The organism is Ruegeria sp. HKCCSP351, from assembly GCF_017872535.1.
In the GTDB taxonomy this organism is placed as follows: Bacteria; Pseudomonadota; Alphaproteobacteria; order Rhodobacterales; family Rhodobacteraceae; genus Ruegeria.
The window spans coordinates 54,662-67,508 of the sequence record NZ_JAEDOV010000012.1; the positions used below are offsets into that span (position 1 = coordinate 54,662).

Sequence of the window (12,847 nt, forward strand, 5' to 3'; positions counted from 1 at the left end):
GTTTTATGCCCAACGGATGGATTGCATGCGCAATGTGATATCAATACTGCAAGCATACCCACATTGGTGATTTCAGGGAAACAAATAGCCGTATAGGTATCTATTTCGGCGTTTCGATCCATCCAGGCAGTATGACCGACACTTTCGCCCCACCCAGAGCGGATGTCCCGATATGGACCATTCCTCCATAAAGCTCGGCTATATCCCGGACAATCAACAGGCCTAACCCGCGTTCACCCCTGTCTTCACCGGTGGACACGTCGGACATCTGCCGACTTTGCTCCATACCCGGGCCATCGTCTTCGATGCAAAGCGTAATCATATCCTTGCTCTCTGCGATCGCTGAAATATGCACGTGGCTTTCAGCCCAGAAACACGCGTTTTCCATCAGGTTGCCAAAAATCTCCTGAATGTCCGCCATCTCGCCGAAAAATATCATTCCGGCATCTATGGTGATTTCCACCTCGGGCATTCGGTCTCTGAAAATAACACCAAGCGCATACATTACGTCTTCGGCGCTGGTGCGAACGGCTGAAGATTTGCCATAAGGACGTTCGGTCCGGGCGCGGCTGAGGTTACGCTTGATGACCCGCGTCATCCGATCGACAAGGCCAATAATCTGATCGCGCCTGTCATCATCCAGCGCTTCGGCAACGCGGATCAGAGCGGCCAGCGGCGTTTTCAATCCATGTGCCAATTCGGCATTCTTCCTACGAGTTTTTTCAAGATTTGTGTTGTTGCGACGATGCAGCTCTCGCAACTCATCAACCACTGGGATCAAGTCTGGCGGCCAGTTTTGCCCATCAATGATCGTATCCTGCTGGCGCATGGCTTTGACAGATTCGCTGAGCCGTTTGAGCGGTCTGAGACCCCGGTTTACTGTAAAATAGACTGAAACCGAAACCGTCAGGGCGATGCCGAAGAAAACCAGTGCAACCAGCTGGGTCGCGCTGCGAATTCCTTCGCTGACACGTCGCATGGGCGCCGCAATCCGGAAACTCAGCCCTTCTTCGGGCGCGGCTCCCGGAAAGGGGGCCGATATACCGCGCACAAAGCCTCCGTTAGGGCTTATGAAATCACCCTTGCCCGAGGGTGGTACGGCAAGAACCGTGCTGTTCGCGGTGACCGGGCCAAGTGACGGAGATTGAAACAGAATCCTGGAGAGCCCCCCCTCCTGATCTTCGATGAGCTGCCAAACCCAGTTTACATCTTCCAGGTCATAAATTCCGCGCCCGACTCCTTCGGACAGCTCTATGTCGGTCCCATTCAAAGTGATCCGGCTGGATTCGATCAACAGATCCTGGGCAAGAATCAATTCCAGTTCGCGGATTTCCTGGACGCGGTAGAGCTGAATGAAAATAGCCGCGCCAAGTCCAAGTACGGCACAACATATCGCGATTGACGCAATCGATACGCGGCGCGGAATCGTGGCCCAGTCACCGATCATCTGTGGGAATCCGATAACCTTGCCTGCGCACGGTTTCCACCAAAGAGGCCGCCATCTTGCGGCGCAAGCGCGAGATCAAAACGTCGATGACGTTTGAATTCAAGTCTATTTCCTCGGCATAGATATGCTCAATCAGGTCTGCCCGGCTGACGACCGAACCCGCATGCCGGGCAAGATGCTCCAGGGCGCGAAATTCAAACGCGGTCAGAGGAATAGTTCGACCCTTGAAATAGGCTGTCTTTTCATCGGGCAAAACTGACAGGTCCCCGACTTCAATCGAGGGCGCACCGCGTCCACTTGCGCGCCGCACCAAGGCTTCGAGCCGTGCCATGAGTTCTTCGGAGTGAAAGGGTTTTGCCAGATAGTCGTCAGCCCCGCTGCGTAGTCCGGATACGATGTCATTCCAACTGTCACGTGCCGACAGGATCAGAACCGGGGTCGCCATGTTGCGACTGCGCCATTCGTGCAGAACCGAAAGCCCGTCCAGTCCCGGCAACCCCAGATCCAGAACGATGACGTCCCAATCTTCGGTCTCCCCCAGAAACAGCGCGTCATTACCGTTATCAGTCAGCCTTACGACATCGCCACGCGCTCGCATCAGGCAACCAAGATTATTGCGCAGCGTATCGTCGTCTTCGGCAACAAGTATTTTCATCAGACCCTCATAGCTGACACGCGCAGCGAACATGAACAGGGCATGACAAAGGCTGACATGTGCCATTCATTCCGCTCTTTCTATAGTGCATCTGACCCGCCGTCGAAAGCGATCAGAATCTGATGTGGTGGGTTTTGCCTCGCTAACCTACTGTAATACCGGAGTTCCGAATGTGTGGCCTGTTTGGTATCTTCCCAGAGGATGCAGCACAAACCCCTGACAATCTGCGGCTGCGCAAAAGCGCGTTTTCCATACGTTATCGCGGCCCGGATGCCAGCCATATCCTGATAGAACCCGGCCTTGGGTTGGCGCACCGACGCCTGTCCCTTGTCGATACCGATATACGGTCGGATCAGCCTTTCAAGGATCCAACGGGCCGTTACACCCTTGCCTACACTGGTGAAGTCTACAACTTCAGGTCCTTGCGGTCTGAGTTGGAAGCGTTGGGGATTTCCTTCCGGACAACTTCCGATACCGAGGTTGTTTTACACAGTCTGATCCAATGGGGTTCGAGCGCACTGATCCGGTTCGAAGGCATGTTCGGACTTGCCTTTGTCGACCGCAGCACGCGGCAGGTCCTGCTGGCGAGGGATCGCTTCGGAATGAAGCCGCTTTATTGGGTGCAAGGCCCGACCAAAGAAGGCCCCGCCTTTCTGTTTGCGTCGGAAATAAAAGCTTTCGAGCCGTGGATGACAGTACAGCCGGACATCAACTCGGTAACAGCTTATCTGATGAATTCCGGAGAACCGGATCCGGATCAGACCTTCTATAATGGCATCCAGAGCCTGGCCCCAGGGACTTGCCTGCAGTTTGACGGGTCGGACAAGATCAAGATTTCATCTTTCTTCCGATTGAACGATTTCTTCGACCCCGATGAAATGATCCGGCTTGACGGCTTGCCCACGCCCGAAATTGTCGATGAGTTTGCGGATCTGATGCACAAATCCTTGGCCGCGCATTTGTTCGCCGAAGCGCCTGTTGGGGCTTTTTGTTCAGGCGGTGTGGATTCGTCACTGATTGCTGCCATAGCAGCAGCACAACATCAAAACCTGCCGTTGTTCCATGCCAATGTGAAAGGTGAACGCAGTGAAGTTGATGCGGCTCGCAACCTAGCCAGAAGTCTTAAACTGGAGTTGCACGTTACCGATGTCGATGAGTGCGATTTTATTGACATGCTTCCCCGAGTCATTCGGCACTATGAACGCCCCCCCTCAGAACCTGCAAATTGCACGCCACTGATGATGGCGGCCCGGCTTGCAACTGATTCCGGAATGAAAGGTCTGATTTCTGGTGCAGGCGCAGACGAATTGTTTCTCGGAAATCCCCGGTTTGGGCGAAAGCGTTTGAACGATGGATACAGACGGCTGATGCGCCGGGTGCAGGCAATGTCGGGCATAGGGTCCATCCTGACTACGAAGCGCGCAAAAAAGCTGGTGCATGACCATGCAAAACAGAGGGAGCCGCAGGAGATCTCCTGCCATCACAACGCATCGCCACAAAACCCCAGGGATCACGGCAGACAATGGACGCTGGATCGCATGCGCCATCCCCTGTCAGAGTTTTTGCATCTCAATGACACGATGGGCATGGCCGCAGGTATCGAAGTGCGGCTTCCGTTTTTGGATACCCGATTAGCCCGGTTTTCCGCCAATCTTCCGACCCGGCATAAACTCCGGCTTTCGCCCTTTGCCTTCGGGAACGCTCATCCGTTTGTTCGCAACAAATGGGTCGTTGAAGAAGTCGCCAATCGTTATGTCCCGCGCAACCTGAGCCCCCGTATCAAGAACGCGACACAGACGACGGTATTTCAGCGACTGGAAATTCGTCCTGAATACTTCAGGAACGCCCATCTGCGGGACCTGATCGGCCTGACCCGGACCCAAATGCACGACGTAATCACCGAAACGGCCCCGGACCTTCGGTTGCGGCTTTTGCTGGCCGAAGTTTGGCTACGATGCGGACTGGACCATCAGGACGAAGGTCGGGAAGTTGCCAGATTACGCGACCACGTCACCATCTGGCCGGACACATATCATCCCAACCCGTCAATCAGAAACAAACCCACAAGCACCGCAGTCCCTGGCTAAGGATCAGAGCGCCGTGCTTTTACGAAAGTTTTTTTTTGGCGCAGCCGTTTTCTTGGGGTTGGCTTCAAACTCTTCATGGTAGGAGCGTTCCACATTCACGTCCCAGACGTCGTAGTTCTCGCCCATGATATTGCGGGCGGCATACATCGCCGACAGCATCGAATGATCCTGATTGTTATAGCGGTGCAGACCATTGCGACCCACGGTCTGGAAGTTTTCCAGCGTCTTCAGCCAGTCACTGACCGTGTCCAGTGCCTCTTTGTATTCGCTGTCATAAACCGGATAGGCCTTGGGTTGCCGGATAACCGCACAATCAATGACATCACTGGCTTTGGCCAGACCAAGCTTTTCAAGTTCCTCACTGGCGAGGTGTTTGAGATCCTCGTCGGAGGAGGACCAAAGCCCGTCGCCCTTCTGGCAGAAATATTCCATCCCGATCGAGGCAGTATTCTGGTCGGGTAGCATTTCCTTGGACCAGGCGCGGAAATTCTGAATGCGACCGACCTTCACCTTGGGACTGTGGATGTAAATCCAGTTGTCCGGGAACGGATCGGCGTGATCCAGAATCAAGGTCACGATCAGGAAATCGCGATACTTCAGGCGATCGGCAGCCTCGACCACCTCGGGCGGTGGTGGTGGATCAAAGGAATGGATCAGATCGCGCACGGCCATCGAATTGATGAATTCCTCACCCTCGACCCGTTCGGTTGTTTTGTCACCGTTTTCGTCCCAATGACGCACATCAATCGACGTGACGCGGTTGCCATCGCGGTTCACCCTCACCACTTCGGAACGGGTTTCGACCGAACCGCCCTTTTCCTGGATCAGATCGCGGGTCTTTTCCCACATCATGCCAGGGCCCAGGCGGGGATACTGGAATTCCTCGATCAGGCTGGCCGTATCATTGGCACCCGAAATAGCGTTCCAGACCGCCTTGGGCAGGGATAGGTTCTTGATCCGCTGCGCGGCCCAGTCGGCCCGGATTTCCGACGGTGGAATACCCCAGACCTTCTTGGTGTAGCTGTGGAAAAAATGCATGTAGAGCCGTCCGCCAAAGCGGTTGATCACCCATTCTTCGAACGTGTCTTCCTGCGGTTTGGGCCGCAGCTTCCATTTGATGAAGCTGCCGATGATCTTGTAGGTCTCGTAAGGGCCGATATTGCCCAAAGCGTTGAAGATCCGCAGCGGATAATCATAGAACTTGTTGCGGTAGAAGATGCGGCTCAGGCGTTGCACGGTGATGAAATCATCCCCCATCACCTCATGCCACATGTCCTCGACCTCACGCACCTTGGTGAAAAACCGGTGCCCGCCTATGTCAAAGCGATACCCTTTATGCGTTTCAGTTCGGGAAATGCCGCCCACCATATCCGAAGCTTCAAAGACCCGGAGAACATGTGTGCCGCTCAATTTTTGCAGTTCATAGGCGGCTGTCAGCCCGGCTGGGCCGCCACCGATGACTACAACGGGAACAATATCTTTTTTCAAATGACTAACACCCATACCAAAACACTTACCTAAGGCTACAAGAGGTTATCCGGGATTCACAACAAAATCCTGTCAGCCCCTTAAACAGAGTGCCTGAGTTTTGATGCCCGGCCTTTCGTACAGAAAATCGGCACCCTGATTAGACGAACCGCACCCGCTGTCCATCCCACAGAGAGAGAGGGGGCAGATGCGAACCAGATCGCCTGTGTCGAAAACCGGTTCAAAATTGGTGAAAACCTCTGTCTCCTGTATAGTCCCAAACTGCATGTGTTTTTCCCAATAATTTGAATCGTAACGATGTTTTCCGACCGGTATAGCTTTGTCAAAATTTCCCGCAGGTGTGAAATGTGCATTTGGTCCGCGCAATTCTGATACAACATGTACAACCCTGAATATGAGCTCTTTTGAGCGCTATCTCTGTGATGTTCTTCACTGGATTGCCCGGCTGAAAGGGCGCGTCAACAATATCGTCTCTTTCTCCCCATTGTGTATGGTTGAGCGCCAAGGCAACAGGAAATTCAGTGCCTCACGACTCGTGGCTTAGTGAATCTTGACAGGGTGGCGGCGCTGTCGTCCTAATGCGTGCGAATGTTTGCAATAACCCGGATGCCCAGATCCGGGTTAAGACGAGTGTATTGGTAGCCAGTCTCGTTGTTAACGAGGGAGCAATTTTATGAAGTGCGTTATTCTGGCCGGCGGCTTAGGCACGCGGCTCAGCGAAGAAACCGTCAAGATACCAAAACCCATGGTCGAGATCGGTGGTAAGCCGATCATCTGGCATATCATGAAAATCTACGCGGCCCATGGCGTCACGGATTTCATCGTCTGCCTGGGGTACAAAGGTTATGTCATCAAGGAATTCTTCGCGAATTTCTTTCTGCACAACTCGGACGTTACGATCGACCTGGCCAATGGCGGTCTTGAAATTGCAAACAGCAAGTCAGAACCGTGGCGCGTGACATTGATCGACACCGGAGACAACAGCCAGACTGGTGGGCGCCTTCGCCGGGTCATGCATCTGCTCAAGGATGAAGAAGCGTTCTGCCTGACCTATGGCGACGGTGTTGGTGATATCGACATTCGGGCCGGGATCGATTTTCACCGGGCGCATGGCAAGCTCGCAACCGTCACGGCAGTTCCTCCGCCCCGCCGCTTCGGCCAGCTCGAGCTGCAGAGCAATCAGGTCCTGAATTTCTCTGAAAAACCCGTCGGGGATGGTGGGCTGATCAATGGGGGGTTTTTCGTGCTGTCCCCCAAAGTGGGCGATTACATTGATGGCGACGATACCGCCTGGGAACGCAGCCCCCTGATGAACCTGACGCGCGATGGCGAGCTGATGGCCTTTGAACATAAAGGCTTCTGGCAGCCCATGGACACTATTCGCGAACGCCAGGAACTGGAAGAACACTGGGCCACAGGCAATGCGCCGTGGAAAATCTGGGAATGAGTGCGAGCGCGTTTTCCGGACGCAGGGTGCTTGTAACCGGGCATACCGGCTTCAAAGGCGCCTGGCTGGCTGCCTGGCTGGCCGAGGCTGGTGCAGAAGTCGCCGGATACGCCCTTGCCCCCGAAACGAAACCCAATCTCTGGGCATTGCTGGATCAGCGCAAAATAAGGTCGGTCACTGGCGACCTGAATGATCGTGCGGCCCTGGACCGGATCATCGCGGAAACCGACCCTGAATTCGTCTTTCATCTGGCGGCGCAATCCCTGGTCCGGCGCTCCTATCGCACTCCGGTTGAGACCTTTGCCACCAATGTTCTGGGCACGGTTCAGCTTTTGGACGCACTGCGTGCAGCCCCGAGCCTGCGCGCGGTGGTGGTGGCAACCTCGGACAAGGCCTACGAGAATGTCGAACAGGTCTGGGGCTATCGCGAAACCGATCCGATGGGCGGGCATGATCCGTATTCCGCATCGAAGGGTGCGACCGAAATAGCGGCCGCAGCAATGCGGCGCAGCTATTATTCACCGGATGCTGCCGATCCACATCCGGCCCGGATTGCCAGCGCACGCGCGGGCAATGTCATTGGCGGTGGCGACTGGGCCGAAGACCGTTTGGTTCCCGATATCGTGCGCGGTTGTCTGAGCGATGAAGGACGCGTCGTATTACGCTATCCCGGCGCAATCCGCCCCTGGCAACATGTTCTGGAACCTCTCAGGGGGTACATGATGCTGGCCCAGAAGCTCGAACAGGACGGTGCCTTCGCAGCGGGATGGAATTTTGGCCCCGAACGTGACGATGAACGCCCGGTTCTGGATGTAGCCCAGGCGGTCATCAAGGCGCTTGGGCAGGGCCGGATCGATATCGACACCCCGGCGGATGCGCCGCATGAGGCCAAGATGCTTCGGCTGGATGTATCGCAGGCGCGTGCACTGCTTGGCTGGCGCCCGGTCCTGAGTTTTGACGACACCGTCAGGCTGACGGCAGACTGGTATGCGGGCTGGGCCCGCGGCACTCCGGCAACCGAGCTGTGCCACGCCCAGATTGCCGAATTCGAAACACTGAGCATGAGACAGGTATGACCGGCACGACCCATCCCACCTGCCGCCATTGCGGCGCGGACCTTGAGATGACGCTTGTCGATCTCGGACTGTCCCCTCTGGCCAATTCCTATGTCGACCCCGCGAAAGCGGACACACCGGACCCGGTCTATCCATTGCACGCCCGCGTCTGCACCGAATGCTGGTTGGTTCAGGTGGATGATGTCGTACCGGCGGAAGAGATTTTTTCGACCGATTACGCCTATTTCTCCAGCTTCTCGGACAGCTGGCTGGCCCATTGCCGGGATTACGTGGAAAAAATGGTCGACCGGTTCGTTCTCGGGCCGGATGATCTGGTGATCGAGATCGCCTCGAATGACGGATATCTGCTGCAGTATTTCGTTGAAAAAGGCATCCCGGTTCTGGGGATCGAACCTTCAGGCAATGTGGCGGCGGCGGCACAGGAAAGGGGTGTGCGCACGCTGGTCGATTATTTCGGCGAGGCGCTGGCCCGAAAGGTTGCTGCGGTCGAGAAACCCCCGGCCCTGATTGCCTCGGCCAATGTGCTGGCGCATGTGCCTGACATCAACGATTTCGTTGCCGGCATCGCCACCCTGCTGACGGGGGACGCGGTCTATACAGTTGAATTTCCGCACCTTCTGAACCTGATCAAAAGCGTGCAGTTCGACACGATCTATCACGAACATTATTCCTATCTGTCGCTGCTGGCGGTCGAGGCAATCTTTGCCAAGGCGGGTTTGCGCGTCTTCGACGTCGAAGAGCTGCCAACCCATGGCGGATCGCTGCGGGTTTATGCCTGCCTTGAAGGGGCCAGCCACCCCGAAGGCCCCGGCCTGGCCAAGGTCCGCGCGGACGAGGCTGCGGCACAGTTCGACCGGCCTGAGGGCTACATGAATTTCACCACTCAGGTCGAAGCGCTGCGCGATGGGTTGCTTGCCTTCCTGCGTGAAACAAAGGCGCGGGGCGACACGGTTGCCGCCTACGGTGCCGCTGCCAAGGGCAATACGCTGCTGAACTATGCCGGGATCGGCCCCGATCTGATCTCTTACTGCGTCGACCGCAACCCGGCCAAACAGAACACGCTGCTGCCCGGCAGCCATATCCCCGTGCATGGAGTCGAAGCCCTGCGCGAGGCGCCGCCGGATTACGTGCTGATCCTGCCCTGGAACATCCGGGATGAGGTCATCGGGCAACTGTCCGACCTGAAGGTACGGTTCGTGACCGCCGTGCCGGAAGTCAGGATCAGCTGATGGCACGGGTTCTGCTGACCGGCGCAACCGGATTGATCGGACGCGCGACGGTTCCGGCTCTGACACAGGCGGGCCATGAGGTGGTGACGCTGGGCCGCAACCCGGCAAGCGACATCCCCTGTGATCTGCTGGACCCCAGGGCCACCACAGCAGCCCTTGAAACAACCCGCGCCAGCCATCTGGTTCATCTGGCCTGGCATGACGGGCCACGCGACCGCTGGGCTTCCCCGGCCAATCTGGACTGGATGGCCGCCACGCTGCACTTGGTGCGGGAGTTTGCGCGCATCGGCGGGCGGCGTGTGATCTGCGCCGGAAGCTGTGCCGAATATGACTGGTCGGTGCCGGAGCTGACCGAAGCAACACCTTTGCGGCCACGCACCTTGTACGGGGCCGCAAAGGCTGCGACCGGTCTGGCGCTAAGCGCAGGCCAGGATGCGCTTGGCTTGTCTCTGGCCTGGGCCCGCATTTTCTTTGTCTACGGACCGGATGAACCGCCGGGCCGGTTGTTTGGCGATCTGATTTCAAATCTGAAGATAGGTGAGCCCGTAAATTGCACCGATGGACGACAGGAACGGGATTTCCTGCATGTTGATGATCTGGCGCGCGCGCTGGCGCTTTTGCTGGAAACCAATGTCACCGGCGCGATCAATATAGCAAGCGGCACCGCCGTCCCGGTCCGGCAGTTGATTGAAGAGGTCGCAAACCAGATGCATCACCCTGACCTGATCCGGCTGGGGGCTATCTCCCGCGCGGCAAATGATCCCGACCGGCTGGCAGCGGATGTAACCCGGCTGCGGAACGAAGCCGGATTTACCCCGCAACATGATATCGTCTCAGGGGTGGCGGACATTCTTTGTACAGAAGGGGCCCGCTTATGAAAAAGCTGCTTATCCCCCGAAAGAAATCATTCATGCGCTTCGCTTTGGTCGGGGTACTGAATACGGCGTTTGGCTATGCGCTGTTTACCGGCCTCAGCCTGTCAGGCCTGCCACCGCAAGCCGCATTGGCGATTTCGTTTTCTGGTGGAGTTTTGTGGAACTTCATGACCCACGCCCGGCTTGTCTTCGACACCAAGGGTTTTGGACGTTTGCCCTATTACGTGCTGTCCTATCTGTTCGTCTACGCGTTCAACGCCCTTTCGCTTGAGGGTTTGCTGTCCGCTGGTCTGCAACCGATCATCGCGCAGGGGGTACTTGTTTTGCCCACCGCCATCCTGGCCTTCATCATGATCTCCAGGGTGTTGACGGGTCACTTCCCCTGGCAGCAGAGTGTTTGAAGATGATTAAAAATAACATTCCGGCACATTGGCCATCGAAGTCCAAACCGACCGTGGAGCCTAAAATTTGACATAAGAACTGTACCGCGAGGATAGTTAACTAATGCGTCTTTACCTTGCCGATCTCGGCCATAACCTCGTTACCGCTACGTCGGACACCTATCCGCTGGGTGTCGGCAATCTTGCTACTTTTGCCAAAACCTATGCCAAAAGCCCGACACCGTTGGAGGTTGCAATCTTCCGCGACCCTCAGGAATTGAAGGCAGCCATTGATGTGGCGGTACCCGACGTCATTGGTTTCTCAAGCTATTCCTGGAACCACCACCTGGCCTTGTCCTTTGCGGATTACGTCAAGGCGATCAATCCCAATGTTCTGACCCTCATGGGCGGCCCCAATTTTCCACTGACCGAAGAAGAACAGGACAGCTGGATCCGGACCATGCCACAGATCGACATGCATGTGCGCGGCCCCACCTATGAGGGCGAGCGCGCCTTCCTCAGTACGCTGCAACGGTTCATCGACGTTGGCGCCCGCCGCGAAGGCATGTGGGAAGAGGCCGTCGATGGCGCGCTTTACGTGCACCCCAAAACCGGAGAGATCCTGCGCGGGAGCGAGCCGCCCCGCATCCGCGATCTGGACGAAATCCCGTCACCCTATCTTGCCGGGCTGATGGACAAGTTCTTTGATACCGGCCTGTTTGCACTGATGCAGCTGGCCCGCGGCTGTCCGTTCACCTGTGCCTTCTGCAACTCGGCGGTCAAATCGAATTCGAAAGTTTTCCGCCATTCGTTCGAGCGTACTAAGGCCGATCTGGATTACATCGTGGCCCGCATCAACCATGCCAGCCCCTTGTGTTTTGCTGACGATAATTTCGGCATGTATGTGCAGGACGAAGAAGTGGCCGACTATCTGGGCCATCTGATGGATAAATACGACTGGCCCAAATATATCCGGACAACCACCGGCAAAAACCGCGGCGACCGGATCATCAAGGTGATGCGCAAGGCCAAGGGCCGGTTGCCAATGACCTCGTCGGTCCAGTCCCTGAATCCGGTAGTTCTGAAGAACATCAAACGCGACAACATCAGCCTGGATACTTATACCGAGGTACAGCAGGAGCTTCATTCAAAGGGCATGCAATCCTATGGCGAGCTGATCCTGTGTATGCCGGGTGAAACCAAAGAATCCTTTATGGATGCGGTCGACAAGCTGATCGAAACCGGTGTCAGCCGGGTGGCGGCACACCAATTGATGCTGCTGCATGGCGCGCCACTGGCCAATCCTGACAGCCGCAAAGAATTTGGTTTCAAAACCCTGCACCGGGTCGTTGCCCGATGCCTGGGCAAATATAACGGCCCAACCGTGGTCGAGACCGAGGAAATGGTGGTCCAGTCCGAGAATTTTTCGTTCCAGGATTATCTGGACACCCGTGTTTTCCATCTGCTTCTGACGATCTTCTATTATGAAAACAATTTCGAAGAAGCCTTCCGGCTGGCGCGTTCTCTGGACATCCGACCGTTCCAGATCATCAAACATATGCAAAAGATTCTGGATCAGGCACCGGAGCCGTTCCGCAATGCCTTGGCTGGTTATCTGGAAGAGAACCAGGCTGAGCTGTTTGAAACCCGGGCCGATTGCGTGGCTTGGGCGCAGGACAATTACGATGACCTGATCAGCGGTGAACTGGGGGGCAATCTGCTCAGCAAATACTCGATGATTGGCCGGTTCATTGTACTGGACGAAGCGCTTGTTTTCCTGAAACGGGCCATTTCGGATCTGCTGGATGAAGGTGATCACGAAGCGCATGCGATGCTTGATACGATCATCAACTATTACAGCGCCGTGATGCTGCATGCTCCCTTTTCACAGAGTCTGGAGCATGAACCGGTCTGGAGTTCGTCATTCGATGTCGAGGCTTGGCGAAATTCGGGGTATGAAGGCTCCTTGCGTGATTATCAGTTTGACACCCCGCGTGATTTCCAGACGCAGGTCGATCCTCGTGTGAAAACGACCCTGCTGTCCCGGATCGACACCTTTGGCGAGCATGCCTCGGGGTTGGGCCGGTTCACGCGCACGATGTTTGCCAATGATTTCAGACGCAACTTTGTGGCCGCCGAAAACCAGCACGCTGCTGAGTAATT

General features: G+C 56.1%; 10 protein-coding genes. 7 read left to right on the forward strand and 3 right to left on the reverse strand.

Features of this window, described 5'->3' with window-relative positions:
- Positions 1 to 100: 100 nt before the first annotated feature.
- Complete coding sequence (locus I9182_RS18950; protein ID WP_209599281.1) at positions 101 to 1,447, reverse strand: sensor histidine kinase; 1,347 nt, start codon at positions 1,445 to 1,447, stop codon at positions 101 to 103.
- Entirely contained in the window at positions 1,437 to 2,168 is a 732-nt protein-coding gene (locus I9182_RS18955; RefSeq protein ID WP_209599282.1) for a response regulator transcription factor, read from the reverse strand. Before I9182_RS18955 ends, I9182_RS18950 begins: the two co-directional genes overlap by 11 nt.
- A 104-nt stretch (positions 2,169 to 2,272) precedes the next feature.
- Between I9182_RS18955 and asnB the strand changes: the two genes are divergently transcribed.
- On the forward strand, positions 2,273 to 4,189 hold the full coding sequence (gene asnB / locus I9182_RS18960; protein ID WP_209599283.1) for an asparagine synthase (glutamine-hydrolyzing): 1,917 nt from the start codon (positions 2,273 to 2,275) through the stop codon (positions 4,187 to 4,189).
- Between the two features lie 3 nt (positions 4,190 to 4,192).
- Here the strand turns inward: asnB and I9182_RS18965 are convergent, their stop codons facing one another.
- The gene (locus tag I9182_RS18965) at positions 4,193 to 5,677 is read right to left on the reverse strand and encodes an NAD(P)/FAD-dependent oxidoreductase (RefSeq protein WP_245222734.1); all 1,485 of its coding nucleotides are present in this window, start codon (positions 5,675 to 5,677) and stop codon (positions 4,193 to 4,195) included.
- 673 nt (positions 5,678 to 6,350) lie between these two features.
- On the opposite strand from I9182_RS18965, the gene rfbF reads away from it, so the two are divergent.
- From rfbF to I9182_RS18995, 6 genes are all read left to right on the forward strand, one after another.
- Entirely contained in the window at positions 6,351 to 7,124 is a 774-nt protein-coding gene (gene rfbF / locus I9182_RS18970; protein WP_209507451.1) for a glucose-1-phosphate cytidylyltransferase, read from the forward strand.
- Complete coding sequence (gene rfbG, locus I9182_RS18975; RefSeq protein WP_209599285.1) at positions 7,106 to 8,200, forward strand: CDP-glucose 4,6-dehydratase; 1,095 nt, start codon at positions 7,106 to 7,108, stop codon at positions 8,198 to 8,200. The genes rfbF and rfbG overlap by 19 nt, the downstream gene beginning before the upstream one ends.
- Positions 8,197 to 9,429, forward strand: a complete 1,233-nt coding sequence (locus tag I9182_RS18980) for a class I SAM-dependent methyltransferase (protein ID WP_209599286.1) — start codon at positions 8,197 to 8,199, stop codon at positions 9,427 to 9,429. Before rfbG ends, I9182_RS18980 begins: the two co-directional genes overlap by 4 nt.
- Positions 9,429 to 10,307 carry an NAD(P)-dependent oxidoreductase gene (locus tag I9182_RS18985; protein WP_209599287.1) on the forward strand — a complete coding sequence of 293 codons (879 nt, stop codon included), beginning with the start codon at positions 9,429 to 9,431 and terminating at the stop codon, positions 10,305 to 10,307. The genes I9182_RS18980 and I9182_RS18985 overlap by 1 nt, the downstream gene beginning before the upstream one ends.
- Complete coding sequence (locus I9182_RS18990) at positions 10,304 to 10,705, forward strand: GtrA family protein (RefSeq protein WP_209599288.1); 402 nt, start codon at positions 10,304 to 10,306, stop codon at positions 10,703 to 10,705. Before I9182_RS18985 ends, I9182_RS18990 begins: the two co-directional genes overlap by 4 nt.
- A 103-nt stretch (positions 10,706 to 10,808) precedes the next feature.
- Positions 10,809 to 12,845 (forward strand): radical SAM protein, encoded by a 2,037-nt coding sequence (locus tag I9182_RS18995; RefSeq protein ID WP_209599289.1) that lies wholly within the window; start codon positions 10,809 to 10,811, stop codon positions 12,843 to 12,845.
- The last annotated feature ends 2 nt before the right edge of the window (positions 12,846 to 12,847 follow it).

Coding starts and splice junctions, on each gene's coding strand:
- I9182_RS18985 (WP_209599287.1), top strand. CDS start 9,429: ATGGCACGGGTTCTGCTGACCGGCGCAACCGGATTGATCGGACGCGCG.
- I9182_RS18995 (WP_209599289.1), top strand. CDS start 10,809: ATGCGTCTTTACCTTGCCGATCTCGGCCATAACCTCGTTACCGCTACG.
- I9182_RS18990 (WP_209599288.1), top strand. CDS start 10,304: ATGAAAAAGCTGCTTATCCCCCGAAAGAAATCATTCATGCGCTTCGCT.
- I9182_RS18950 (WP_209599281.1), bottom strand. CDS start 1,447: ATGATCGGTGACTGGGCCACGATTCCGCGCCGCGTATCGATTGCGTCA.
- asnB (WP_209599283.1), top strand. CDS start 2,273: ATGTGTGGCCTGTTTGGTATCTTCCCAGAGGATGCAGCACAAACCCCT.
- I9182_RS18980 (WP_209599286.1), top strand. CDS start 8,197: ATGACCGGCACGACCCATCCCACCTGCCGCCATTGCGGCGCGGACCTT.
- rfbF (WP_209507451.1), top strand. CDS start 6,351: ATGAAGTGCGTTATTCTGGCCGGCGGCTTAGGCACGCGGCTCAGCGAA.
- I9182_RS18955 (WP_209599282.1), bottom strand. CDS start 2,168: ATGGCACATGTCAGCCTTTGTCATGCCCTGTTCATGTTCGCTGCGCGT.